The following is a 26,599-nucleotide window of genomic DNA, read 5'->3' as shown; positions in this document are numbered from 1 at the left end:
CTAATAAAAGATACGCAAAGGAGAGAGTATTTCATGAATAAGATGCGCAAAAAATCACAGTTAAATCGAAAAAGCCGTTTCTAGAAAATCTGGGACATCCTCTAGTGAAGGCAAGACTTTCAAGACTTTTTCTTCAATGATGGTCGTCGGCGCGATCAAATCGGGAATCATAATGACTGAGATCCCTGCCCCATGAGCAGCATGAATACCGTTAGCCGAATCCTCAAGGATCACCAATTCTTCTTTTGGTACCGCCAGTAATGCATGAGCTTTTTCAAAAATCTCAGGATCTGGTTTTGCCCGTGTGACATCATCAAAGCAGACGATCTTAGGAAATTCCGCCGTTAAGTCTGCTGCTTCCAGCAAGGTGTCGATCACTTTGCGCTGGTTACTAGACGCCAACACTCGGGGAATCTTTTTCTCATCAAGATAATGCAATAACTCGTGGATCCCTGGCTTCAATTCAGCCTCGCCCCGTTGGAACATTTCCAACGTTTGCTGAAAAGCCGCTTGAATAAATTCTTCAATCATCTGATGACCAAAGGCTTCATCGAATCTCTCATGATAAGCTGCCCAGACTTCTTCATCCGAAACACCTACATAGGCTAGGTATAACTCTTTTGTATAGGGAATACCCATTTGATCCGCCACGATTTGAGTCGCTTGGTAATAAAGCAGCTCCGTGTCAAAAATCAAGCCGTCCATATCGAAAATCACACCACGTAACTTAGCCATTTCTTCCTCCTATTGCCAATAACAATTCACGAACTTCTGAAACAAAATACAAGGATCCTGTCACCAGCAGCAAATCTTCATTGGTCATTTTTTCTAATAATTCTGCCAAGCCAAACTGCCATAAAGAAACGGTTGAGATTCGTTTGCTATCGATTTCCTGATAGCCGTCTGCTAAATGCAATGCTTTGGGAAAATCAAAGGTCGTTAAATAAATCTCGGCTTGGGGAATCGATAGCAATTGCTGAAGCATCTCATTGACGTTTTTGGTTTCAAGCGCTGAAAACAGTACATGGATGCGATAGTCGCTGAACTCTTCTTTCATCGTATCTACTAAACGAGCCATGGCGTGTACGTTATGGGCACCATCGATAATCACTAGTGGCTCACTACTGATTCGTTCCATCCGGGCGGGCCAATAGGCTTTTCGCAAGCCATTGCGAATCTCTTTGGCTGAAAAGGGCAGTTGCCGCAGGTCGCAATACAGGCTGTATAATTGGATCGCAACACCGGCATTTTCTGGTTGATGGCGGCCTAACATCGGTGTTTTCAAGCCTTTGATTTTGCCATGCTCATTTTCAAAATCAAATAATTCACCCCATTCTTCATCGGGACGACGATAGGTCACACGGTACTCTTGCCCTGCATGACAAGCGGGTGCCTGTGCTTCTGTAGCTTTCAAATCGATCACCGAAAGCGCACTTTCAACGATATTGCCAGTAACAAGGGGTGTTTGCGGCTTGATGATCCCTGCCTTATGGGCAGCGATCGCTTCAATGGTATCCCCTAAGACATCCATGTGATCCATGCCGATCGTCGTGATCGCGGTCAAAATAGGAGAAATAACGTTGGTACTATCTAAGAGTCCCCCTAAGCCAACTTCAATAATCGCAACATCGACCTTTTTTTCTTCAAAATAGCCTAATGCCATAGCGGTAATGATCTCGAACTGGGTAATGCCCGTCAACGTTTCATCGCGATCAATTTCAGCAACCAGCGGCTGGATTTTTTCCACCCAAGCGACCAAGTCCTCATCTGATATAAATTGTCCGTTGATTTCAATTCGTTCATTGAACGCTTCAATGTGTGGGGAAGTAAAGGTCCCCACTTGCTGCCCAGCTTCTTCTAAAAGACTGCGCAAATAACTGACGGTCGATCCTTTGCCATTCGTACCGGCGATATGGATCATGGTCACCTTTTTTTCAGGATTACCCATCCGTTTTAATAATGCTTCGACACGCATCAATCCAGGTCTTTGCCCAAATGTCAAACGCGAATGGATCCACGCTGTTGCTTCTTCGCTTGTCATCTCGCTCACCTCGCTCCTATTTTAACAAAAAATGAACGGCTTTCCCAATTTCTTTCCTTTAAACGAGAAAATTGTTCGCCCTGTTTCTATTGAATAAGCAAAAACAAGCATCTCCGAAAGATGCTTGTTTGCGTGTGATGTGCTCATCCTATTGGATTGTGCGTAATTGTTCGATCCGTTCTTGAACGGCTTTTTGTTTTTCAAGATAATCGGCTTCTTTGCTGCGTTCTTGTGCCACGACTTCCTCAGGCGCATTGGCAACGAAGCGTTCGTTCGCCAGTTTGCCTTGTACCCGTTGAACTTCTTGGGTGAACTTCGCTAGTTCTTTCTCCAAACGCGCGATTTCTTCTTCAATGTTGATCAACCCAGCTAGTGGCAAGTAGATCGTCGCACCTGATAGGATGGCAGACATCGCCAATTCAGGGGCTTGCAAGCTGTTAGAGATTTCTAGTTCTTCTGGATTACAGAAGCGTTCGATATAGTTTTTGTTAGCAATCAAGAATTCTTCGATTTCAGGCTCATTTGCTTGGATCAGCAAAGTGATTGGTTTCGAAAGTGGTGTATTTACTTCTGCTCGGATGTTTCGAACCGAACGAATCAATTCTTTCAACACTTCCATCCCTTGCGCCGCTTTTTCATCCGTCCATTCTGGAGCCACTTGTGGATACTCAGCAACGACTAATGATTCCCCTGTATGCGGCAGCTTGCTCCAGATTTCTTCTGTAACAAATGGCATGATTGGGTGCAACAAGCGTAAAATTTGATCAAGAACATGGACTAAGATGCTCTTGTTAACTTGTTTCGCTGCTTCATTGTCACCATATAACGTTTCTTTCGACATTTCAATGTACCAGTCACAGAAATCATCCCAGATAAAGTTGTATAATTGACGACCTGCTTCACCAAATTCGAAGCGTTCAAAAAGGTCAGTGACTTTTTCAATCGTTTCATTCAAGCGCGTCAAGATCCAACGATCCGCCACTGATTTTTCACCAGAAAAATCAATGTCTTCTGCAGTCATTTCGCTGACATTCATTAAGACAAAACGGGAAGCATTCCAAATTTTATTGATGAAGTTCCAAGCAGCATCCATTTTCTCATAGCTGAAACGCACGTCTTGTCCCGGTGCAGAGCCATTTGATAAGAACCAACGCAATGCATCAGCACCGTATTGTTCAATGACTTCCATCGGATCGATCCCGTTTCCAAGAGACTTACTCATTTTGCGACCTTGTTCATCACGGATCAATCCGTGGATCAAGACATTTTCAAATGGTCGTTTGCCAGTAAATTCCAAGCTTTGGAAAATCATACGGCTTACCCAGAAGAAAATGATGTCGTAACCAGTTACTAATGTATTCGTTGGGAAGTAGCGTTGGAAATCTTCATTGTTTTCATCTGGCCACCCCATCGTTGAAAACGGCCATAAAGCAGAACTAAACCATGTATCCAATACGTCTGGATCTTGCTGCCAATTTTCGGCATCTGCTGGCGCTTCAAGTCCTACATACATTTCCCCCGTTTCTTTGTGGTACCAAGCTGGGATTTGATGGCCCCACCACAACTGACGAGAGATAACCCAGTCATGGACATTTTCCATCCAACGTAAGAATGTTTGGTTGAAACGTGGCGGATAAAAGTCCACCGCATCGTCGGTTTCTTGGTTGTCGATGGCTTGTTTTGCTAATGGTTCCATTTTTACGAACCATTGTGTCGATAAACGAGGTTCGACTACTACGCCTGTCCGTTCTGAGTGACCTACGCTATGGACCATTTTTTCGATTTTGATCAGACGACCTAACGCTTCTAAATCTTTCACGATTTGCTTGCGAGCAGCAAAACGATCCATGCCTGCATAGGTACCTGCTAAGTCATTCATTGTTCCGTCATCATTCATGACATTGACCCGTGGTAGGTCATGGCGGTTACCGACCTCGAAGTCATTCGGGTCATGGGCAGGAGTGATTTTTACGACCCCTGTTCCAAATTCTTGGTCCACGTACTCATCAGCGATGATTGGGATCTCTTTATTGACCAAAGGCAAGATCACTTTCTTACCAATCAATGCTTGATAGCGTTCATCTTCTGGATGAACCGCGACTGCTGTATCCCCCAACATCGTTTCTGGGCGAGTCGTTGCGATCTCCACCACGCCGCTGCCATCCGCTAATTCGTAAGACATGTGGTAAAAAGCACCTTCGATGTCTTTGTGGATCACTTCAATATCAGATAATGCCGTGCGGGCTTGCGGATCCCAGTTGATGATGTACTCGCCACGATAGATCAAGCCTTTTTCATATAGCGTCACGAAAACTTTACGAACCGCTTCGGATAATCCATCATCTAATGTGAACCGTTCACGGCTATAGTCTAGGGATAAGCCTAGTTTCGCCCATTGTTCCCGAATGTGACCGGCATATTCTTCTTTCCAATCCCATACTTGTTCAACAAATTTTTCCCGACCAAGGTCATAGCGAGAAATTCCTTGTTCCCGCAGCTTTTCTTCTACTTTGGCTTGGGTAGCGATCCCGGCATGGTCCATTCCTGGCAGCCATAAGGTGTCATACCCTTGCATCCGTTTTTGACGAATGATGATGTCTTGTAACGTGGTATCCCAGGCATGACCTAAGTGCAATTTTCCTGTTACGTTTGGTGGTGGAATCACGATAGAATAAGGTTTTGCTTCTTTGTTGCCGCTTGGTTTAAAACGGTCATGCTCTAACCAATCTTGGTAACGCCCGGCTTCTACTTCTTGGGGATTGTACTTGGTGGATAGATTCTCAGTTTCTGTCATAGTTGGTCCTCCTAATGTTACGTTTTTTAAACGTAATGGTTGGTGTGGTTTTTTGGTGCCTGTTGCTGGGTAAAGCACGAAAATGTTCGAATCGTTCAGGATGAGTGCAGTGGTAGAGATGATTATCCGTTGTTTGTTGACGCCTCGTTTGTTGTTCGTAAAAAGTACGTTTCTTACAGAGGTCATGGCTCACTTCCGTGATCCTCTATTGTGTCTTAGGGCCTTTGGCAACCGATCTAGCTCGCTTCGTGAACCAATTTTGGTGACTTCGAGTACTGTTCATCATCTGCTCTGTCCCACTTTGTGGGCCAGTCGCAGTGATTCACAGCAAAAAGCGCCCTAATGCCGAGGCATTAGGGCGCTGATACGCGGTACCACCTAAATTGCAGATTGCTCTGCCACTTTGACGTGAGGTAACGTTCACGACGCGCTTGATCTTACTGTGCGGCTTTGTCTGCAAGAAACAAACCGTGGTTCGGATCAAAGACCTTCAAGCTACCTTTTCAGTGTCTGGGGAAGTCTTGCACCGACCGACTTCTCTCTGACCGCCAGGGTCACTGATACTCCTCTTGAACATTGTCTTGCTATCATAGATTCTTGTTTCATCTTGCTACATTCTACAATGAACTTTTTTGAAAGTCAATTAGAGGTTTGCTTTCGCTGCATCGATGGCTGCTTGATAATCTGGTTCGTGGGAGATCTCAGGCACGATCTCAACGTGTTGAATCACGCCTTCACGGTCTAAAACGAAAATTGCTCGGGCAAAATGACCGAAGTCTGGGATCATGATTTGATAGGCCTCACCGAAGGTATTCGCCGGATCATGAAGCATGATCATGTCGACGCCTTCTTGGCCGCACCATTGTGCTTGTTCTTCTTTTGTATTGTTAGAGATCGTTACAAAATTTATATCATCCAATTGACTTGCTTCTTGGTTGAAACGCTTGGTCTGCAACGCACAGACACGTGTCACGATATCGGGAACCACGCTGATGATCGTTGGTTTTCCTAAAAAATCAGTCAGTGTATATTCCTTGTCCTCTAAACTTTTCAAGCGAAAATCAGCTGCTTTATCCCCTACTTTTGGTTGGTTGCCGGGCATCTCATAAACCGTTTCTTTGCGTGTAACTTGCATAACATCTCTCCTATAGCATTTTCTCCCAGTATAAGAAAGATTGTCAAAAAACGAAAAGGATTTGCTCAGACTTTCGATTTTTGCGAGTAGGTCGTATCAAAAAAAATCAATGTTTGCAATTCTGTCGTCAAATCAATGTATTGGATATTGACGTCCTTTGGCACGATGACGGGATCAGGGGCAAAATTTAAAATCGCTGTGATCCCAGCATCCACGATCGCATCGATCGCCATTTGTGAATAACGGCTAGGAACGGTCGAAATCGCTACTGTGATCCCTTTTTCTGCTACGACTCCCGCCAATTGGTCCATTCCATAGACATAACGTCCACTAATGGTCTGGCCAATTATTTCTGGATCATTGTCAAAAACCGCGATGACGGAAAGATTTTCATTTCTGCGAAAATTGTTGTTAGCTAACGCTTTTCCTAAATTTCCATAACCAATCAAGGCAATTTTTTTCTCCTCATTGGTTTCTAAAATATAGCTCAAAACCTCAATCAAATAAGGAACATCATAGCCATAGCCACTTCTGCCTAATTCTCCTAAATGAGAAAAATCTCGGCGGATCGTGGCTGAAGGAACTTGCGTGATTTCTGCAAACTCTTTTGATTTGATTCGCTGAATGCCAGAGGCATCCAGTAATTTTAAATGTCGTAAATAAGCTGGCAAACGTTTTGCCGTTGCTTTTGGAAGTTTTTTATCTCTTAGTGCTTCCATCCTGTCCACCCTCCTTGTTAAATGATTCACATATTGAGTGTAGCATGTTCCATTTTCAATAGCAAGAAAATATTCACAAACTCTCTCACTCGATGAAAAACGACCACAAATGTTCCAAAACAGTTGTGGTCGTAGCATTAAAACCGGGGTTCTATTATAAAAATTCAGCGAATTCGGTTGCTATTTTTTCTTGATTTGCCGTGATTACTTCTAGTTTCAACCCAGCCATCGCACGTTCCATCATCCCTTCGATATCGAGACGCTCTTCATATTGATGTACTTTATCCAGTCTTGGGCGTGTCTTTGGTTGAGGGGGGGCAAAGATTGTGCAGCAATCCTCAAAGGGCTGGACCGATAACTCAAAGGTATCAATGGCTTCGGCAACTTCAATGATCTCCAATTTGTCCATCGTTGCCACTGGGCGCACGATTGGCGTATTGGTTACTTCATTGATGGCGACCATGCTATGCAAAGTTTGTGAAGCGACTTGTCCTAATGATTCACCATTTAAGATAATCAAGCCATGACGAGCCTCACGAATCGCATCTGTCAAACGCAGCATCATCCGACGGGTGATGGTCATCCAATAGCCTTGTGGCACACGGTTTTTGATTTCTTCTTGGATTTCCGTAAACGGAACTTCGATAAATTGGATGCTTCCCACATAAGGCGCAAGCTTCTTCGTTAAATCTTTGGCTTTTTGTAATGCTTGTTCACTCGTATAAGGAGGACTTGCAAAATGGACTGCTTCGATCTCAACACCGCGTTTCATGGCAAAGTAGCCTGCAACTGGCGAATCGATACCACCAGAAAGCATCAACATTCCCTTACCGCTGGTGCCAACGGGTAAGCCGGCTGCTCCTTGGATCGTTTCATAGGACAGATAGGCGCCATCGACCCGTATTTCCACCCGCAGATTGATGTCTGGTTTTTTCATTTGGACTTTGACATCAGGAAAACGGTCGATCACCGCATTACCTAAGGTCAAATTCAACTGGTTGCTATCTTGCACAAACGAGTGATCGCTGCGCTTAGCTGTGATTTTGAAGGTCTCAACACCGGTGTAGATCTCTGCCATAACGTCTTGAACGGCTTTCTTTAATACCTCAATGTCTTTTTCAACCCGAATACTAGGGGAAAAGTTTTGAATCCCAAAGACTTTTTGCAGCTTAGGAATGATCTCTTGGCTGTTTTCACCGTTCAATAGCAAGTGCATGCGATCTCGCTCGGCATGAACTTTGACATGGGGATAATCGGCTAAGGTACGTTTGACGTTTGAAGCTAATTGCATAATAAAACTACGACGATTTTTGCCCTTTGTTGACAGTTCGCCGTAACGAACCATGATTTCTGAATAATTCACGAGAAAACTCCTTTGATTTGGATTGATTTTATAGTGCTATGTCGTGCTTAATTGATTTTCGAAAATTTTTGGTACAACTGGTGGAAGACGATCAGAAACTGCTCGACTTCTGCCATCGTATTGCTCTCATCTAAACTGATACGAACAGCGGATGTCGCTAACTGTTCCGGAACGTGCATCGCATGAAGCGTACTGCTGGCCATCTTTTTACGGGAGGAACAAGCGCTCGTCGTCGAAAGATAGATCTGCTTTTCTTCAAAGGCATGGACTAAGACTTCTCCTCTGATCCCTTTTAATGAGAAACAAAGTATATGTGGCGCAAACCCTTCAGTGCCAGAAAAAAGCGTAACTTTCTCATAGCCAGCCAGTGCTTCTTGCAAATAGCCTTTTAATAATTGAACATGGTTCGGCTTTTCAGCCTTGTGTTCCGTCGCTAAACGTAGGGCTTTTGCCATGGCAACGATTGCTGGTACATTTTCGGTACCGCTGCGCTGGTTTTGCTCTTGCCCACCGCCAGTCATCAATGGCGCCAACTTACGGCCTTGTTTCCAATAGATAAATCCGGCGCCACGAGGTCCGTGAAATTTATGCGCAGAGAACACAGCAAAATCGACCCGCTCATTGAACCATTGCTCTTGCGGCACCTTTGTGATGGCTTGGACAGCATCCACATGGAAATGGATCGTTGGGTAGTCCGCTAGCACGGCTGCGATCTCATGGATCGGTTGGATCGATCCCACCTCATTATTGACCGCCATCACCGAAACCAAAATCGTTTCTTTGCGAATCATGTTTGCTAATTCTGACACGTTGACAAAGCCTTGAGCATCAACAGGGACCACACTGACCTCAAATCCTAATTCGGCTAATTGAGCCGCTGTTTCACTGACGGCAGGGTGTTCAATACTGGAAATAATCAGGTGATTCCCATAGGCTTTTTTCGCTAAAGCAGTCCCTTTGATGACCCAGTTGTCTCCTTCGGTCCCCCCACTGGTAAATGCGATCTCTTTGGAAGAAACGTTTAACAGATCGGCGATCTGCTGACGTGATTGCTGTAGCAGGCGATTGGCTTGATTTCCTAAATCATGCAGGCTTGAGGGATTGCCGATGATTCGCTGACTGACTTGGACATATGTATTTAAAGCTTGTGGATAAATAGCGGTTGTTGCACTGTTGTCAAAATAGATCAATGATAGGACCCTTTCTCTAAAAAAATTCTTTCCCATTATAACTGCTCTTGGGCTGAGTTTCAAGGTGACTCGCTGGCTTTGGCTTTATTTAAAGGAAACTTTCCCTTCCTTCGTAAGCGTTAATCATGCAGCGAGCCATTCTTTCCATGAAAAAAGCCAGTCAGTTTTTCACTGCTGGCTTTCGTATTATACTAAGTCGCGGTTATTGAAGTAGAAGTTTTCGATCCGTTTGAAGGCACCTGGTTCTACTCGTTCCAACGCTGTGCCGATTTCATCTAGCGCATCTTGATAGCGATATTCTTTACTGAACAAGTAAAGTGATTTGTCGATCGCTGCCTTGATATCTGGATGAGAATGACGATAGCGGTTGGCATATTGCATCATTTGCTCAGTCAATGCCGCAGCATCCACCAAGTCTTTCGTTTGTTCATCTAAAAGATCAAGATCTTCTTCACAGACAGAAACCAATTTATTGATTTCTTGCATGTTGATGCGAATCTTGTTCAATTCTTTGCCTAGTTCTTCCACCCGATCTGTTGCCACGAAGAAGAATTCTAAGTACTCACCTGGCAAACCAGGTAAGCGTTGCTTCTCAACAAACCGCTTCAAGTTGCGTAGACGGAATTCGAAGCTTTCCACTTTTTCTTGCGCAACTTTTTCGCCACGACGTAATTCCGCAAGGGAATCATCGATTTCGACTTGCTGGCTTTCCACATCATCCAAAATCTTGTAGGCATCTTTGTAGAAGCTTTGCACTTCTGAATAAGGAATTTCGTGCTTTTCTAATTGTGGTAGGTACTCGTTATTGCGACGAGCCAATTCGTCGACTTCCGTTTGGAAACCACGGACGCGACCTAACTCATTATGATTCAATGTATAGCTTTGTGCCGTATGATCCAACTCGATCAACAACTGACGGTTGTTCTTCGTTGCGTGGTCAATATAGTCTTCAATGATTTGGCGATTTTTCATGACATATTTCTTGGCATTGATCTCACGTTCCATCACCGTATACAAGGCATCGATATCACTTGCAGTATCACGACTTGCCACTTCAACGGAAGCGACTTCTGTTTTCGCTAGATCGTTCATGGAGTTTTCAACTCGTTTTTTCACACGGTTGATTTCTTCTTGGAAGTTTGCTTCTGGGAACACATATTTTTGTTCTAATAATTTTTTGTAGCCATCTTGGATTTCTTTCAACTGATCTGGGAAGGTACGGTTTAATTCTTCGTAGGCCGCTGGGATCCGTTTCATTAAGTCTTCTACTTCATAGGTGTGTTTTTCTGCTTGGTCTAACACTTCCCGTGCTTCCACAGGATCGCCTGAAGTATTTAAGGTAACAAATTGGGTGAACTCAATTTCAATGTTTTTGATTTGTTTTTGCAGCTCATTGTAAGCAGGACCGAATTCTTCGCCTTGATCCCGTAGCTTCTTCTTCAAGTCTTCGTAAACGTCCAACGCTTTTTGGACTTCCAGTGAATTTCGTTCTTCACTTTCTCGTAATTCTTTCAAGCCGGCGCGAATCTCTTCTACTTGGCGTTCCATCTCATCCATGGTCGCTTCCGCTTGAACGATCGCCCCTTTTGCTTTGAAAAAGCGGATGCGTTCGTTTAGTTCTTCCACTTCAAAGATTTGACTCTCAAGTTCAGCAAAAGATTTTGTGGAGATATCTGTCCATTGTTGGTTCCACTCACGGAAGGTGTTTTGACTTTGACCAACCAAGTGCATTCTTTTTACTTCATCGACTTCTTCGATCACCGGTAAGTCAAACAGATTTTCTTTGCGTTTTTCCAAGTCATTTAGCTTTTCTTGGTTTTTCTTCCGCATGAAAAAGCCAATTGCATACAAGACCGCTGCGATGATGATGATGGCAATGACAATTCCAAAGATGATATTAGTTCCCATTTTGTGGTTCCTCCAATTTTCAAATATACATGTTTCGTCTAAAATCTGCTGATCAGCAGATTGATTAATAAGTTCATTGAGTATAAAAAGGACAGACAGTCCCTTTATAAAAAAGCATCTACGCTAGATTATAGCATAAAGAAAAAAATCAAGCATTAGATTGAGGCAAAAAAGATCGACTTTTTTCGCATCGAATAAAATCATTCACGGCTTTTCCATCGATAATGAAAACAAATCGTGAAATTTACATCAACAAGTGACTTTTTTTCTGATTTTTCCGATTTTTTTCAAGAAACCGCTTGATTTCTCCCTATTGAAACTGTACTCTAGTAAAAAGCTTGAACAGGAGTAATGTCAAATGAAAGTAGCGAAATTCGGAGGCAGTTCCCTTGCCTCAGCCGAACAAGTCGAAAAAGTTGTTGCGATAATTGAAAGTGATCCTAAAAGACGGTTTGTTGTTGTTTCAGCGCCTGGTAAGCGTTCCAGCGACGATCAGAAAGTCACCGATCTGTTACTAGCAGTCTGTACCCGTCTGTGTGCCCAAGAAGAAATCACTGATTTAATAGAAGAAATCTATGCCCGCTATACAGCGATCGCCGCCCCCTTTGGTATCGAACAAGTCCATTTAGACCGCATCTGGCAATCATTGGCGGCTTTTCAAACACTGCCTACTCAAGACAATCCGCATCTTTATGATACGGTCTTGGCAAGCGGCGAAGACAACAATGCCAAATTGATCGCTGGGATTTTACAAAGCCGTGGGTTAGCTGCTCGCTACATGAATCCGCAAGAACTTGGGTTGCTAGTGACGGATGAACCCCAAAACGCCCGTATCTTGAACAAATCGTACGCTAAGATCGCACAATGGCGCGATAGTCCTGAAATCTTAGTGATTCCTGGCTTCTTTGGTTACACAGAAGCCGGCGAAATCTGTACCTTCTCTCGAGGGGGATCTGATATTTCTGGTGCCATCGTGGCGGCTGGTCTGCAAGTAGAATTGTACGAAAACTTTACCGATGTCGATGGGATTTTTTCTGCTCATCCAGGCTACGTTCATCATCCAGAGTCCATCAAAGAAGTGACTTACCGAGAAATGCGGGAGCTGTCTTATGCCGGCTTTACTGTTTTGCACGATGAGGCGTTGATGCCTTCATACCATGCGAAAATTCCCGTGGTGATCAAAAACACCAATAACCCAAGTCATCCCGGCACCTTGATCACCAACCAAAGAGACAATTTGGATCAGCCGGTGATCGGCGTTGCCAGTGACGAAGGCTTTTGTATGATCTATATCCGCAAATACTTGATGAACCGCGAAGTTGGGTTCACGTTACGGGTCTTAGAGATTTTCCGGGAATTTGATTTAAATTATGAACACATGCCTTCAGGAATCGATGATATCTCGATCATTATGCGCTCCAACCAGTTGAATCCAGTATTGGAAGAAGAACTGCTGCGCAAGATCGCCTACGAGATCGATCCCGATGAACTGCGAATGACCCACGATCTATCCATGGTCGTCGTCGTTGGTGAAGGGATGCGTCAGCGGGTCGGGATCACTGCCGACAGTACCGCTGCCCTTGCGCGGAAAAATATCAACTTAGAGATGATCAACCAGGGGTCCTCTGAGGTCAGCATCATGTTCGGCATCCACAAAGAACAAGAAAAAGCCGCTGTCAGAACCCTTTACTACACTTTCTTTGATTAAACCAAACGTGCCAGTTGCACCACTCCTTTTGCTGATAAGCAATCGGAACGGGCAACTGGCACGTTTCTTTATTATTCTGACGATTCTTGGGCTTGCGCTTGTTTTTGTGCCAATTGGCGTTTGATTTCTGCCTTGATTCGCGGTTCAGGAGCAAACCGTTCTTCCCAATCGCTAGGCTTCATGACTTTGTGGGTCTCAGGATCATAATGGGGCTGCCCATCTGGAAAAAGTTTCCCCATGTTGGCGTCATGAACGATAGCCAGGATCGGCGCTGGATCGACCCCTACCAGTGAAAAAGAGCCATAGGTAAAATACAGCAGATCACAGAGCGCATCGACTTGTTCTACTAGGGAATCACTGACAGGCTGTTGTTTGGCAGCCAGCTTGGCTTGGGCTTGATCAATTGCTTGATGCAAATGGGTCAACCCTGCTTGAAAGGTCTCTTCGTCATTGTTGCTGGCAGCATAAAGGAACTCAACTAATTCTTCAATTTTAAAACCAGCACGAAACTGGGCTTTTTCCGCTGAAAAAGCTTGTGGATATGGCGGTCGTGTTGGATCAAAGGTTTTATGAAACTCTTCCGTCATTTCAAATGGACTCATTTCTCTCGCTTCTTTCTGCTTTTTCTAATGGTTCTGTTTCATGGTTCTGCGCTGTCTCCTACGTTGCTTCATGGATTGGCTACACCTTGTTTATTTTTTTTAATTCAATCCCTTGCTTGGGCATCCTCGGCAATGATCCCAAAATGGATCAAGGCTTTCTTGATGCCGTCATGATCGTTGGTGTCCGTCACAAAGTCAGCACTGGCTTTGGTGATGGGCTGGGCATTGCCCATCGCAACCCCGATCCCCACACCTTCTAACATTTCCACATCATTAAAATGATCCCCAAAGGCCATCGCTTCTTCCATCGCGATTCCTTCATAGGCCAAAAATTCTTTGATCCCTTTGATTTTCGAACCGTTTTTCGGCACGATATCAACAGAATAGGCATTGGATCGCTTAAAATCACATTGCGGCAGCTTGGAGCGTAATTTTTCGCGCTCTGATTCAGGGCTCAGCATAATGCACTGATAGATTGGCTCTCGTAAAATGTCCAATGATTCATAACGTTTGGCGTTGCGATTGGGACTGAAGCGCTGCAAGACTTTCTTTAAAAAGCCGACGGGAAATTTTTTCGGTACATAGCGCAAATAGCGCTGCATGACGGGTGATTGGCTTAAACGGATCGTCAAGCTGCCAGCCACTTGCGTTTCTCCGCCAAACATGACTTGACGATAATTTTCATCGGCGTATTCTACGATCGCTTCCAGCGTTTGTTTTGGAAAAGGTTTGGCATAAATCAAGGTTTCCTTCGTGTAAACATATTGGCCGTTATAGGTGATAAACATGTCTAACGACAAGTAATCGATCACCTTCTCTAAATCAACCGGACCACGTCCGGTGGCAATGCCGCAGAGGACGCCATTGGCTTGGGCTTGTTTGATGGCTTCACGGGTACTGGCAAGCGCCTTGCCGTTACTGGCAATCAGTGTGCCATCAATATCAAAAAAGATTGCTTTTATCATATGACTCCTCAAAATAATTTCAACTGATTAGGATTTAATGCTTCGTAATCAATCTGCAGCGCATCGATCAATGCGCGAGCATTGTCAGCGGCGTCACGACCGGCATTATTATTGAAGACCACTGCGACTTCTTTGGCATTGGCTTCGATGGCTTGAATCGCTTGTTTTAACTCCGTTAGTTCGGCTTGGTCATAGCGATACAAGGTCCGCAGATTTTTGGCATCTGGCCCCGTCGCTGTCCAGCCGCTGTCGTTGCGTCCATGAAAACGGCACAGGACAAACGCAGGATTGGTCACGGTTGGATCAAGGGGAATCGTGGTCGATAGCTTTTTCGGCTGATCAACGACTACTAAGGAAAACTGTTTTCGCTTCATATAATCGATCATTCCCGGATACAGTTTCGGCTGATACCAGCTGCTGTCTCTCAGCTCAATCGCCACTGGGTAACCCGCAAACCATTCTCGCACTTGATCTAAATAGGCGACATTTTCTTTCGAACATTTAAAGCTGTTGGGAAATTGCGCCAATAGGCAAAACAGTTTGCCCGCTTCTACCATTGGCGCGATCGCTTCTTTATAAAGCTGCAGCGCTTCGGTCATGGTCAACTGATCTGGCAAATCCCCTTGGGTGGTCACACTTTGATGGACTTTCAACACAAAGCGGAAATTTTCGGGAATCTGGGTCAACCAATTGCGCACGTCTTTTTCTTTTGGCAAAAAATGATAGGTGGTATCCAGCTCAACTAACGGAAAATAACGGGCATACTCAAATAATTTCGAGTTTTTTCTTTGCACGAGACTGCCATGTTCACTAAATGTGGTACAACCAATTCGAATCATTTTTTCCCATCGCTCCTTGTTTTCTTATTTTAATAGTATACAATAGTTTTGAGTTAAGAGTAAATAAATCATTGCAGGTGATGAAAAAATGAAACGAATTCTCGTGTTGCACACTGGCGGCACCATCGCCATGAAAGAAGATACCCTGACAGGCGGCGTCAGCCCCGATGTCAGCAATCCGCTGATGGATGCACCGATCCACATTGATGACGATGTTGAATTGATCGTCGAAGACATTTTTAATATTCCCAGCCCTCATATGACGCCAAAAGAAATGCTGCAGCTGAAAGAACGTATCCAGCTGGCGCATTTAAGCGGTGTCGATGGGGTCGTGATCACTCACGGAACCGATACGCTGGAAGAAACGGCCTTCTTTTTAGATACCACGATCGGCGGTCAGTTACCGATCGTGGTGACTGGTGCCATGCGCTCAAGTAATGAAATCGGCAGTGACGGGCTTTATAACTTTGAAAGTGCGATTCGGGTCGCCAAGTCCCCCGATGCCATAGGAAAAGGTGTCTTAGTCGTCATGAACGATGAGATCCATTCCGCACGTTATGTTACGAAAACCCACACCACCAATATTGCGACGTTCCGCACCCCGACATTAGGTCCGATCGGCTTAGTCACAAAGCACCGAATCTTGTTTATGCAAGAGCTGTTAAATAACCGCCATTTGGATGTTGATCGTGTCGATGGTTTGTTTCCGATCGTCAAAGCCTATGCTGGGATGACCGGGGAATTGTTCGATGCTTTAGCCGACTCGCTGATCGATGGACTAGTGATCGAAGCTTTAGGCGCTGGCAATCTGCCGCCTCAAACCATTGAGCCTTTGAAAAAACTGATCGCTAGAAACATTCCGGTCGTCTTAGTTTCTCGCTGCTTCAACGGAGTTGCCGAGCCGGTCTATGACTACTTAGGCGGCGGGATCGAATTGCAAGCTCTTGGGGTGATTTTCTGCAATAGCATCAATAGCCAAAAAGCCCGCATCAAATTGTTGATAGCGAAAAACCGTGGGTTGACCATGGATGAGCTTCCTGATTTCATGGAGAATTGACCAAACAAAAACCCTTTTGCCATTCCGTTAACGGAGGCAAAAGGGTTGTTTTATTTTTCTCGCCAAGTAAAGATGGCTTCGCAGTAAGTATCCTCACCGATCTTGATCTCGTGGATCGTTTGCAGCGGCACAGCCTCGCCGGCTTCATCGACTGTCTTTTCATTGATTTGAAAATGGCTTTCGATCAAATGGCCGTAAGCAACTTCCCGATCAAAGCGGATCGTCACTTGTGTCACTTCATGTTTTGTTAAAAACTCATAGCCTAAGACGTCCATCAGCCAATTGAAATACATGGCGTTGTTGACATGCTGATTGCTATCGATATCGTAGAAACGCACCCGATACGGCAAAAATTGTCCTTGCGTGATAGTGGTGATCTTCGGATAGCGTTTGATTCGCTTAATTTTTTCACTGCCAAAAGGTACCACGATCTCATCCGGAACACTGCTGACTTTGCGCGTCTCCGGGTCCATCAACGCAAAAACCGCTTCGATTTTGACCAATTCCGTTCCGTCTTCTGCCAATAACCAAAAGTAACGGTAGCAGAAAAACTTATTGTATTCTCTCGCCTGGGTCGCCACTTGGATCTGCTCCCCTACGCGCGGCAAACGAGTTACCGTTATATGATAGCTGGTAATGATCCAGGTCAAGCCATAACTAGCGATGACTTCCGGTCCGCGGTTTAACGCCGCACTTTGTTCTTCTGATGTCTTGATGGCAATGCCTAGCATGGCTGGAAACGTCATCGTTTGGTTGACATCACATTCATAATACGCCACTTCATGCGTGGTTTGATACTTTGCTGCCATAGTTCTAATTGCCTCCTAAAAACGACTCAATATTTCATCGACAGTTGGTCCATAACTTTCGCCAAATTGATTCAAATGGACCAATAAATAATACAATTGATACACTGGCAGTCGCTCTTTCCAATTCTCATCTAATGGATAGACTTCTTGATAGCCTTCCAAAAATTCCTGACGAAAACCGCCGAAAAGCTGGGACATCGCAATATCCATTTCTCGATCCCCATAGGCGACTGCCGGATCAAGAAACACTGGTTCTCCTTGTTGATCGAACAGCACATTCCCCCGCCAAAAATCACCGTGTAATAAAGCAGGTGTGACGCTGCGATCACGCCAATTCTCATGCAAAAATTCTTTCAAACGCAGATAAGCGGCTTCCCGTTTGGCATGCCAGTGATTACCCAGCTTCGCTAATTCGACTTGCACATCCAAACGGCAGACTGTGTAAAAATCAAGCCAATCGGTGGTTTTCGGATTGACTTGCGGCAAAAAGCCGATGTAATTGTCTTCGTAAAAACCAAAAGACTCCTGCGTCTGCTGATGAAGCCGAGCCAAGCATTGGCCTAAGCGCCGCTGCTGTCCTTCCCCACTATCGATCCATTCCATCAATAAAAATGCCCCCACTTCGGTCTGACCGAGGCGTTCGATTTTTGGCACCCGCACGAAAGGGGCTAATTCAGCTAAGCCATTGATTTCTGCTTGAAAGAACACCGATGAAACATGAGGATGGATCTTTAAAAAATAGCGATTTTCTGCTGTCGTGAAACGATACGTTTGATTGACATCCCCACCACTGATGGGTGTCAGCGAGCCGGGCATCCCGATTGCTGCGAACAATGCTTCCTCCATACGGATCTCCCTTTCTTTACTCAGTCAGTTGGGCAGTCAAATACGCTTGTTCCTCTTTCGTCACCCCTAGTCCTTGCAGGAGATACTGATCGACCGAACCGAAATACTGATCGATCGCAGCCAAACTTTCCTCAAGAAAACTCTCTTTGGCACTCATCAAAACCGTAATCGCCGTTAACAGCTCTTGCGGCAAATGCTGGGTCATTGGGGCAAATTTTTCTTTTAGCATTGGGGCTAAATAGCGATTGGTCGCTAAATAATCTTCTTTGATCGTCGCTGGTGCCACAGCCAACACATGCAGCAATAAAAAGGCGCCAAAGCCTGTGCGATCTTTGCCCGCGGTACAGTGGAACAAGGTTGCTCCTTTACCTTCCGCATTGTCGATCACATGATCAAAGAACTGCCGATATTGTTGGCGGGCATAGTCGCTTTCAACAAAGTGACGGTAGACTTTTTTCATCTGCTCTTCGGCATCTTCCCCATCTTCCAAGCGCTGCTTCAAGCTTTCTGGCGACAAGGAAACCATCGTTTCGTCTTCTTTGAAAATAGGTAAAAAAAGCTGCTTTGCTGTGGCGATCGGTCGATCAGGCTGTGCATTGGCTTCAGCGATGGAGCGAAAATCAATGACCTGATTGACCCCATAGTTTGCCAGTACTGCTTGATCTGAAGCAGTCAATTCATTGATCGCCGCACTGCGGATCAATTTTTTTCGTTTGATCGTCGTGCCGTTTTTCGTTTGATAGCCGCCAAGTTCTCTGACGTTTGCCGCTCGTTCTAGTTGAATCAATTGTGTCATTGCTTATCCCTCCCGCGATGTTCTAGTTAAAAGTATAGCAGAAACTTCGCTATTAAGGGCACTGAAACCTAGATTTTTCTACAAGCTGAGCTTTAACGGACAAAAAAAGAAAGACCACACGTAGTCTTTCTTTGCTTTCGGTTATTATAAAACCTTTTCTACTCGGCTTCGATCACGGCCGCAGAATCATCTAAGATCGAACGATCCAGTTCGTTGATACGGCTGCTGGTCACCATTCCAGCAACCATACTGTCGCTGACATTAACAAGTGTCCGTGCCATATCGATCAATGGTTCAACGGAAATAACTAAGCCTACGATGGCGATCGGCAAATTCATTGATCCTAAGACGATCAATGAAGCAAAAGTTGCGCCACCGCCGACACCGGCAACGCCGAATGAGCTGATTGTAACAACGGCAACTAACAGCAGGATAAACTGCCAATCAAAGACATTGATTCCAACCGTTGGTGCAACGATCGTTGCCAACATCGCTGGATAAACACCCGCACATCCGTTTTGACCAATCGATAAACCAAAGCTGCCTGCAAAGTTAGCCGTGGCTTCATCAACACCTAACGCTTTGGTTTGGGTTTCGATGTTCAATGGCAAGGCACCGGCACTTGAACGAGAAGTAAAGGCGAAGCTCAAGACTGGAAAAGCCTTTTTGAAATACGTTACTGGATTGACCCGTACAGCGATCAGCAATAATGAATGAACGAGTAAGACCAAAATCAAAGCGGCATAAGAAGCGATGATAAATTTCCCTAAGTTCAAGATGGCTTCAAAATCACTTGAAGCTAATACGTTAGTCATCAATGCCAAAACCCCATAAGGTGTCAGGCGCAAAACTAACGTGACGATACGCATCACGATTTTATATAAGCTGTCCATCAAATTCGCAAAAGTTTCCGCTTCTTTCGGTGATTTGCGTTTGACACCAAGAAAGGCAATCCCAACAAAGGCTGAGAAAATCACGACACCGATCGTACTTGTCGAACGAGTACCAGCAAAGTCGGCGAAGACATTACTTGGGATGAAAGAAACGATTTGTTGTGGGATCGATAGATCTTGGACTTGTGTCGAACGTTCCGCTAATTCTGCGATCCGCGCTGTTTCCGTTGCTCCTTCGGTAAAGCTGGCACCGTCAAGACCAAAGACCATGACCATCACGATCCCGATCAAGGCAGCGATCGCCGTTGTCCCTAGCAAAGTCGCAAGAACCGTAAAACTGATCTTCTTGATTTTTTCGCTTTCTTTCATCTTGGTGAAAGCACCAACGATCGAAACGAAGATCAAGGGCATGATCAGCATTTGCAAGAGGGCCACATAGCCGCTACCGACCATCGTGATCCAGTCAAGAGCTTGCGTGACAACATCAGAGCCTGTCCCAAAAATCAGCTGTAGCACACCACCAAAAACGATCCCGACGAACAACGCCGCAAAGACCCGCGTTGAAAACTTCAGGTGACGCTTTTGCAATAAGTAGAACCCATAAATAAGGGCAGCAAAAAGTAGAACAACAATAATAGTTAACAGATTTGTCATTTGAATCCTCCTTTTGTTCAATAAACATGACAAAGTCTGTCAGAGGAAGTAAAGGTTCCCAGTGACCATTCTTCAACAGTTCACTCTAATGAGACGTGTGGCATCATTAGTGACTATTCCATTTTAAAGAAGTTTGCTTCATCTTACAATAAATAAGTTCCCACTTTTCTGGGATGGTACCGCTTTTTTGTCAGTAAATAAAAAAAGAACCGTTGCCACACTCCCATGCTGCTAGGATTTCTGCTTTCCTAACAGTTAGATTGCGGCAACTGGTTCGTTATTTTTTCATTTCGTCTTTTTGAAAAATTTCAGAAAATATTCAGGCAATCATTAGAAATTGCTGACTTACGCCAAAGCGCCCATTGGATCCCAAGGTGCTAAGACCGTTGGTTCTGCTTCAAAGGCAGCCAATTGTTCTGCTGTCAGGAATTCTTTGCGAACCACGATTTGATAGGTGTATTCATCCATCCATGCATCGCTCATGACGAAGAAGCCATTCGTTCCGACTTTTTCACCCCAGCTGTTTTCGACTTTCCATTTGGTTGATTCGCCGTCGATCAAGTCAACGCCAGTCAAGACCATCGCGTGGGTCATTAAGCTTTCGCCAAAATCTAAGCGTTCTGCTTTGGTCATCGTAAAGTCGATATCAAATAAGTCGTTGATATCATAGGCATCTAATGCCATGATCCCAGTATCTCTGGTAGAAGATTGACCGACATCACAACCGAACCACACGGACTCTCCTTGTTCCAATTGAGCGATCGCTAATTTTTTGAAGGTCGGCATATCGACGTTCAAGTATTTGACTTCTTTGCCGCCAACCACGTTGCCTAGCATTTCTACGGTATACGATTGATTGTAAGGTTTGTCGGCAGTTGGTGCGTTGATGATACTGACATAATCGTCAAGGTCCACCCCGACATATTTTTCATAAAAGCTTTGTGGTGTTAAGTTGCGATCAATATGATAGTTTTTGTCTTCATCACGGTATTCAAAATCAAAGGTTTCTGGCGGTGTGCCTAAAGAAGTCGCTAAGAAACGATAAATGTCTTCCAACATCGCTTCTTTGGCTGTTTGGATGTCTTCAGCTGTTTTGCCTTCTGCTACTAGCTGACGCAAAGCAACCGCATCTTTACGCAGTTTTTTGTTTAAGTAATTGTTTAGATCACGAGAATTAGAAGAGTTGCTGCTTTCTGGCATGACCGTTTTTGGCACGACACCATATTTTTGGAAAATCGAAACGATCATGTCCCATTGCCCACCATCTTGTTGTGGGGTTTGCAATAAGAAAGCAACTTTGCGACTTGTCAAAGGCTCGTTGGCAGTTGCTAAAATATTTTCATAGAAATAGTTGGCTTTTTCGTATTTGTCCCAAAAGAAGGTATGGTTTTGAGACAATTCAAATTCTTTTAAATTGAAATCATTCAACATCTTATGACGGAATGTATTCAATGCGGCAAACATCCAGCAGCGGCCTGATTGTTTTTGGTTTGAGACTTTCCCTGTTGTCACATCGACTGAGAAAACCGGGACATTGTTGACTTTTGCTGACACGTTTTCTGCAGAAGCGGTGATCCCATTTTTCACAACACTCCGTTGCAGTGCCGTTTGTTTATTATTGTCTTGATACGCTTGCGCAAAGGCAGCGGTGGTCTTTTTTGAAATTTCTGACATATTTCTTCATCCTTTCACTTTCCGTTCCTTCCATTTTACGCCTCTGCCTCTCAAATAACAACCTCTCAAATAACAACCGCTCCTAGAAAAATGAAAGGATCATCTTTCTAAGAGCGGTTGCTCGTATCAAGGATTTAAAGGGTTAGCATCAAAAGCAAAAAGCCAAGTAAAACAAAGGATAGTCCTCGTTCAAATCGTGCATACAGGAAGCGGATCGGGCGACTAGCTAGCAAGATCGTCAGTAAAACACTGGCTAACACCAACGTCACAAAGCCTAATACCGACAGATTCAAGTCGGTGATGGCTAATGCCCGCAAGCCCTTGATGAAGATCCCCTGTAAAAGATAGACCAGCAGTGTGTTTTTGCCCCACTTCGTAAAAAACAGGTGCTCTCTGGGCACGAGGCTCAGAAAACCGATGATCCCCATCAGCCCGATCACGAAAAAGACCGCACGCAAGGGACCGCCGAACAACGGGTAGCTCAAGTAATCGTCATAAGGCTTGGAACCAAAAACCATGTACTTGTTCATCCCATGAAAAAACGCGATAAAGGTGTAGATGATCGGTAGGAAAAGCAAACTGATGGTTCGAATCTTTGGTTTCAATAAAAAGCGCATCTCATTTTTGGGAAAATAAAACCCGATAATGAAAAACGGCAAAAAGACAAAGGTCCGCTGCAAGGTCAACACTTGATTTAAAAACGGCACGTAGCCAGCAAAGATGCTCAAGCCAATACTCAGCAGGATCGCCTGCTTTTTGGACATTTTTTGAAAGATCAACAGCGAGAGCTGCCAAAAGAAGATGCTAAGCAAAAACCAAAGTGCCCATTGCGGATTCAACAGTTGGATTTTTAGCGACTCCCGTAGACCGATCAACCAGTAATAGACGGTGTAAAACACCTGAAAGAAGACATAAGGCAGCAAGAACTTTTTCATCAACTCACGAAGCTTGTGTCCCTTCGTCAACGGTTTGGCAAAGTACCCAGCCAGAAAAACAAAAGCTGGCATGTGGAAAGTGAAGATAAAATAATATAGGTCATGATAAAACTTCTGATCGCCGATAAAAGGCTGCAGCAAGTGACTGAAGACGACCAAGATCATCAGTAAAAATTTTGCATTATCAAAGTAAGCCGTTCTTTGCGATTGGCTCATAAAAAGTTCCTCCTCTAAGTTGTATCTGTCAAAGGATACCTGATCCATGAAACAGAACTGTAACAAGCTATTTACTTTTTTCTAACGATTCTTGTTCATTTGATTACCAGTTGCTATTTTGTATAGTTTGTATTAATATATATAATACAAAGGAGCTGTTTTCGATGATATTTGATATTCAAACCCAAAGCAACCAACCCATCTACCAGCAGTTGCGGGAACAGATCATTGTCGGTATCGCAAAAGGCGATTTGGCCGCTGGCGAATTGCTGCCATCCGTCCGTCAATTAGCCGAAGAGATCGGCATCAATACCATGACGATCTCAAAAGCCTACAATTCCCTCAAAGAAGAAGGCTTGTTAGTCACAGATCGACGCAAAGGAACCGCCGTTGCCGCGCCACCACCGTTTACTTCCGGACAAGAAGCGGAGTATCGCCAAAACTTACAGCTACAGCTAGCAACCGCTCTCTTACACGGCAAAAGCAAGCAAGCGCTTTTAACGGATGTTCAACAACTTCTGGACCAATTTCCTGAAAGGAATGAATGCAAATGACTTATCTTTTTTTCATTATTGCCCTCGTCCTCTGTGGGACGACCGCATTTGGTTTACGCTTGATCAGTAAACCCCACAAAAATGTTTTACTCGAAAATACCCTTGCCCCTGAGCATCTGGATGATCCTAGCGTCCACAGCTTGATCACAGAATTTCGCAAGCGTATCTTACAAGTCGTTGGTACATTTAGTGTAGCAAGTCTCCTTTTTTTGTTCAATTTATCTGACTCCATCATCCTTACCCTGTTCTGGCTTTATATGGCCGCTTTGCTGGGGACAGCTTACTTGGTGCAAGTACATTACATCGGAAAAATGCGGCAATTGATCCTTACCAATGGATGGGAACTACCCATCGATCCGATTCGGATCGATACGAAACTCGTTCAAACCAAAAATAAGCGGATGCTGCCGTGGTATAGCCTCGTTCCTGCGGGGATTTTGTTGATGATCAGTTTGTACCAAGCATGGCAGTTGCCTGATCTTTCTACAGGATACTTGATGGGCGGTGTCTCCTTAGCAATTTTTGCGCTGTTCCTCTATCTCTGGGTGATCATCAGCCGCTTACCCGTTCGCGGGATCAGCGGTGATTCAGCTATCGACCAGCACATCAATGATTTAACAAAGCGCTATTGGTCCTTATTGATCGCTGTCACTTGTACCATTACACTGCTCTTATTGACTGTCCCGCTGGCGTCCATGTCCGCCACTGGAGCATTCAGTACTATCCTCTTAGTGCTCTTTGTTGTTTTGGTGGTTTTCTTGATCGTCTTTACCTTCTTCTTGTTGCTAGATCTGCGTAAAAAACAAGATCAGCTCTTAGAACCGGCAGCACAACCGCGCTATTATGGCGAAGATGCTTACTGGCGATATGGTTTTTACATCAATCCTAATGATGCGCGACTGTTCGTTCCTGACCGTGTTGGGATGAATATCGGCATCAATTTAGGCAAACGCAGCGGACAAATCGTCGCAGGCATCACCGCTGTCTTCTTACTTGTGTTAATGGTCGGTACCATCATTCCAATGTACCGCTTAGATTTCGCTCCTGATGCGATCACCGGTGAAGTGCAAGGACAAGAAGTCACCTTTGATGCACCAATGACCGGGAAAACAACGGTCTCTTTGGCAGATATAGAAACGGTGGAATTGATCGAAGCTTTGCCATCGCCTCGTGTTCGTACCATGGGTGTAGGAACCGCCAGTTACCAAATCGGTCAGTTTACCGTTGCCGGTGAGCCTGCCAGAATGTTCGTCGACACAAAGGTGACGCCCATTTTAAAAGTCACTACTAACGATGGCCCAATCGTTTTTTACACAAATAAAAAAGCCGCCGAAACGACGGATTTATACGAGGAACTAGTACAGAAGATTTCCTCAGCGGAGTGAGTGTTCTGGAAAAAAACTGGGGAACCCATTATCCCCAGGCTATCCACAACCAACAAAAGAACGGACTCTTTCCAACAAAAAAACGACCTTCCGAAACGAAGGTCGTTTTTGATACTCCGGCAGTAGGACTCGAACCTACGACATCATGATTAACAGTCATGCGCTACTACCAACTGAGCTATGCCGGAAGAATCTATCTGTACTATACCAAATAGTCAGATAATTTAGCAAGAGCAAAAATCAATTTTTTGATCCTTTTTTTCAAGAAAATCCCCTTTTAGAAACTTCCCTTCCCGCAAAGCGTTTTTCTCAAGAAATATCCGAAAATCTCATTGACAAAGTAGCGCCTTTACGGTATTCTATATCTTGTGTTAAATAACACGCCGCTTTAGCTCAGTTGGTAGAGCGCATCCATGGTAAGGATGAGGTCGACGGTTCAAGCCCGTCAAGTGGCTTTGGTAGGACAACGTTTGTCGAACGTTGTCTTTTTTTGTACATCTAATTCCCAATATATAGCGATAATTTCTAAAGTTAACAATTCGTATTGCCTCTAATTACTTGCGATATACAAAAGAAATAAGATCGTAAAACCCAATAGTACGAAAGATACAACGGCTTTCACCATTCTCGCTGCATCTTTAAATTTGAACAAGAGCGTATAAAGATTAATAAAGTAAATGATCGACAGGACTGCTTCTTGCGAATATTCCTTCACTTGGATCAAGCCTAACCATATACTCAGCAAAAGAATCGAAAAAACAACCTAATAGTTTTCTGCAACACGCTTCATTTCATTCTCCTTTCCAATGATAGCCACTTGCAACCAGCTGAATCATGGAAACTCAGTAAATTATCAGCCCCTCTCTCCAATACTTTTCCTACATCCTTTGCTTATTAAAAGTGTAACAAACTTTCTCTTCTAATGGTCAAACTTGTTCAATTTACATAGTTATTCTTTGTTAAAAAGATTAAAATGGGTTTTCAATCGTTACTCACAGCTCAATTTTAGGCACTTCTTTTTTACAACAAAAAACCCGCTCTCCTAAAGCTAAGAGAGCAGATTTTTCAACTAAACTGAATTTTTTTGAAAGGAGATGCTTGACGCTGACTTAAAAAATAACATATTTTTTCCGTTTAATTTAAATTTTTACTTCACGACCAGCACCGTACATTTCGAATGATTAACGACATAATCGGTGGTTGAGCCCACGACAGCTCGGGTCAATGTGCCTTTACCAGTTGCACCGATAACGATCAAATCAATTGGATACAATTCAGTCGCTGCATGAATGATAAAACGTTTTGGATCACCGACTTCAACGATCACCTCAACATCTTCCACCCCATGTTGATTGGCATCATAGATTTTTTTCAACATATCCGTTTCCACACGTAATTTTTCTTGATCAAAAATTTTCGCAAAAGCATAGGCACTTGTGGATAACTCAGCATTGTTGATAACAGAGAGGACATACAATTTGGCTTTGTTCCTACGGCAAATCGCGAGTGCTTCTTG

At 44.2% G+C, this 26,599-nt stretch carries 22 protein-coding genes, 2 tRNA genes and 1 other annotated feature (1 of these 25 running past the window's edge); of the genes, 5 read left to right on the top strand and 19 right to left on the bottom strand.

Translation table 11 applies throughout. The features are described from left to right. Nucleotides 1–60: 60 nt before the first annotated feature. From IGJ17_RS03130 to ezrA, 8 genes are all read right to left on the bottom strand, one after another. Complete coding sequence (locus IGJ17_RS03130; RefSeq protein WP_016611929.1) at nt 61–735, bottom strand: HAD family hydrolase; 675 nt, start codon at nt 733–735, stop codon at nt 61–63. Further along, complete coding sequence (locus IGJ17_RS03125) at nt 728–2,041, bottom strand: bifunctional folylpolyglutamate synthase/dihydrofolate synthase (RefSeq protein WP_139960552.1); 1,314 nt, start codon at nt 2,039–2,041, stop codon at nt 728–730. Before IGJ17_RS03125 ends, IGJ17_RS03130 begins: the two co-directional genes overlap by 8 nt. Before the next feature lie 148 nt (nt 2,042–2,189). Continuing rightward, on the bottom strand, nt 2,190–4,835 hold the full coding sequence (locus tag IGJ17_RS03120) for a valine--tRNA ligase (RefSeq protein WP_061053800.1): 2,646 nt from the start codon (nt 4,833–4,835) through the stop codon (nt 2,190–2,192). Between the two features lie 351 nt (nt 4,836–5,186). After that, nucleotides 5,187–5,421: a binding site (T-box leader), on the bottom strand. Between the two features lie 57 nt (nt 5,422–5,478). Next, on the bottom strand, nt 5,479–5,970 hold the full coding sequence (gene tpx / locus IGJ17_RS03115; protein ID WP_008377033.1) for a thiol peroxidase: 492 nt from the start codon (nt 5,968–5,970) through the stop codon (nt 5,479–5,481). 65 nt (nt 5,971–6,035) lie between these two features. Then, nucleotides 6,036–6,689, bottom strand: coding sequence for a redox-sensing transcriptional repressor Rex (locus tag IGJ17_RS03110; protein ID WP_061053798.1), 654 nt, complete (start codon nt 6,687–6,689; stop codon nt 6,036–6,038). Nucleotides 6,690–6,843: 154 nt separating this feature from the next. Further along, on the bottom strand, nt 6,844–8,052 hold the full coding sequence (gene thiI, locus IGJ17_RS03105; RefSeq protein ID WP_139960554.1) for a tRNA uracil 4-sulfurtransferase ThiI: 1,209 nt from the start codon (nt 8,050–8,052) through the stop codon (nt 6,844–6,846). A 47-nt stretch (nt 8,053–8,099) separates the two neighbouring features. Continuing rightward, nucleotides 8,100–9,242 carry a cysteine desulfurase family protein gene (locus IGJ17_RS03100; RefSeq protein ID WP_139960556.1) on the bottom strand — a complete coding sequence of 381 codons (1,143 nt, stop codon included), beginning with the start codon at nt 9,240–9,242 and terminating at the stop codon, nt 8,100–8,102. 186 nt (nt 9,243–9,428) lie between these two features. Next, the gene (gene ezrA, locus IGJ17_RS03095) at nt 9,429–11,150 is read right to left on the bottom strand and encodes a septation ring formation regulator EzrA (RefSeq protein WP_016611694.1); all 1,722 of its coding nucleotides are present in this window, start codon (nt 11,148–11,150) and stop codon (nt 9,429–9,431) included. 358 nt (nt 11,151–11,508) lie between these two features. On the opposite strand from ezrA, the gene IGJ17_RS03090 reads away from it, so the two are divergent. Further along, entirely contained in the window at nt 11,509–12,858 is a 1,350-nt protein-coding gene (locus tag IGJ17_RS03090) for an aspartate kinase (protein WP_005237529.1), read from the top strand. A gap of 71 nt (nt 12,859–12,929) precedes the next feature. Here the strand turns inward: IGJ17_RS03090 and IGJ17_RS03085 are convergent, their stop codons facing one another. The 3 genes from IGJ17_RS03085 to IGJ17_RS03075 form a co-directional block, all read right to left on the bottom strand. Continuing rightward, nucleotides 12,930–13,460, bottom strand: coding sequence for a haloacid dehalogenase (locus IGJ17_RS03085; protein WP_005237530.1), 531 nt, complete (start codon nt 13,458–13,460; stop codon nt 12,930–12,932). Between the two features lie 104 nt (nt 13,461–13,564). After that, a complete protein-coding gene (locus IGJ17_RS03080) occupies nt 13,565–14,425 on the bottom strand; it encodes a Cof-type HAD-IIB family hydrolase (RefSeq protein WP_016611697.1) in 861 nt (286 codons plus the stop codon). Nucleotides 14,426–14,433: 8 nt separating this feature from the next. Next, entirely contained in the window at nt 14,434–15,264 is an 831-nt protein-coding gene (locus IGJ17_RS03075) for a DUF72 domain-containing protein (protein WP_139960555.1), read from the bottom strand. An 88-nt stretch (nt 15,265–15,352) separates the two neighbouring features. On the opposite strand from IGJ17_RS03075, the gene IGJ17_RS03070 reads away from it, so the two are divergent. After that, nucleotides 15,353–16,321, top strand: coding sequence for an asparaginase (locus IGJ17_RS03070; RefSeq protein WP_005237533.1), 969 nt, complete (start codon nt 15,353–15,355; stop codon nt 16,319–16,321). Between the two features lie 50 nt (nt 16,322–16,371). Here the strand turns inward: IGJ17_RS03070 and IGJ17_RS03065 are convergent, their stop codons facing one another. The 6 genes from IGJ17_RS03065 to IGJ17_RS03040 form a co-directional block, all read right to left on the bottom strand. Further along, on the bottom strand, nt 16,372–17,130 hold the full coding sequence (locus tag IGJ17_RS03065) for an acyl-ACP thioesterase domain-containing protein (RefSeq protein WP_086333031.1): 759 nt from the start codon (nt 17,128–17,130) through the stop codon (nt 16,372–16,374). A gap of 15 nt (nt 17,131–17,145) precedes the next feature. After that, nucleotides 17,146–17,976 carry a fructosamine kinase family protein gene (locus IGJ17_RS03060; RefSeq protein WP_086333030.1) on the bottom strand — a complete coding sequence of 277 codons (831 nt, stop codon included), beginning with the start codon at nt 17,974–17,976 and terminating at the stop codon, nt 17,146–17,148. 16 nt (nt 17,977–17,992) lie between these two features. Continuing rightward, nucleotides 17,993–18,772, bottom strand: coding sequence for a tyrosine-protein phosphatase (locus tag IGJ17_RS03055; RefSeq protein ID WP_086333029.1), 780 nt, complete (start codon nt 18,770–18,772; stop codon nt 17,993–17,995). 158 nt (nt 18,773–18,930) lie between these two features. Further along, complete coding sequence (locus IGJ17_RS03050) at nt 18,931–20,319, bottom strand: L-cystine transporter (protein WP_008377011.1); 1,389 nt, start codon at nt 20,317–20,319, stop codon at nt 18,931–18,933. Nucleotides 20,320–20,664: 345 nt separating this feature from the next. Continuing rightward, on the bottom strand, nt 20,665–21,993 hold the full coding sequence (locus tag IGJ17_RS03045) for an aminopeptidase C (protein WP_005225135.1): 1,329 nt from the start codon (nt 21,991–21,993) through the stop codon (nt 20,665–20,667). A gap of 134 nt (nt 21,994–22,127) precedes the next feature. Beyond that, nucleotides 22,128–23,144, bottom strand: coding sequence for an acyltransferase family protein (locus IGJ17_RS03040; protein ID WP_422705396.1), 1,017 nt, complete (start codon nt 23,142–23,144; stop codon nt 22,128–22,130). A 164-nt stretch (nt 23,145–23,308) separates the two neighbouring features. Here IGJ17_RS03040 and IGJ17_RS03035 point away from each other — a divergent pair, with 164 nt between their 5' ends. Both IGJ17_RS03035 and IGJ17_RS03030 read left to right on the top strand, forming a co-directional pair. After that, nucleotides 23,309–23,698: a GntR family transcriptional regulator gene (locus IGJ17_RS03035; RefSeq protein WP_005237540.1), complete on the top strand. Its 390-nt coding sequence runs from the start codon at nt 23,309–23,311 to the stop codon at nt 23,696–23,698. After that, on the top strand, nt 23,695–25,083 hold the full coding sequence (locus IGJ17_RS03030; protein ID WP_008377002.1) for a hypothetical protein: 1,389 nt from the start codon (nt 23,695–23,697) through the stop codon (nt 25,081–25,083). Before IGJ17_RS03035 ends, IGJ17_RS03030 begins: the two co-directional genes overlap by 4 nt. Nucleotides 25,084–25,197: 114 nt before the next feature. Here the strand turns inward: IGJ17_RS03030 and IGJ17_RS03025 are convergent. Further along, nucleotides 25,198–25,271 (bottom strand) — tRNA-Asn (locus tag IGJ17_RS03025). Between the two features lie 194 nt (nt 25,272–25,465). On the opposite strand from IGJ17_RS03025, the gene IGJ17_RS03020 reads away from it, so the two are divergent. Next, nucleotides 25,466–25,538 (top strand) — tRNA-Thr (locus tag IGJ17_RS03020). A gap of 692 nt (nt 25,539–26,230) precedes the next feature. Here IGJ17_RS03020 and IGJ17_RS03015 read toward each other — a convergent pair. Next, nucleotides 26,231–26,599: the 3' portion of a universal stress protein gene (locus IGJ17_RS03015; RefSeq protein WP_422705397.1), read on the bottom strand. 66 nt of this gene lie beyond the right edge of the window; 369 of the gene's 435 nt are visible here — the last part of the coding sequence; its start codon lies off the right edge, out of view; its stop codon occupies nt 26,231–26,233.

The sequence above is a fragment of the Enterococcus sp. DIV1096b genome (assembly GCF_050498765.1).
Taxonomy (GTDB): domain Bacteria; phylum Bacillota; class Bacilli; order Lactobacillales; family Enterococcaceae; genus Enterococcus_D; species Enterococcus_D entomosocium.
The sequence above is the reverse complement of the archived record's forward strand: the minus strand, read 5'-3'. Positions and strand labels throughout refer to the sequence as shown.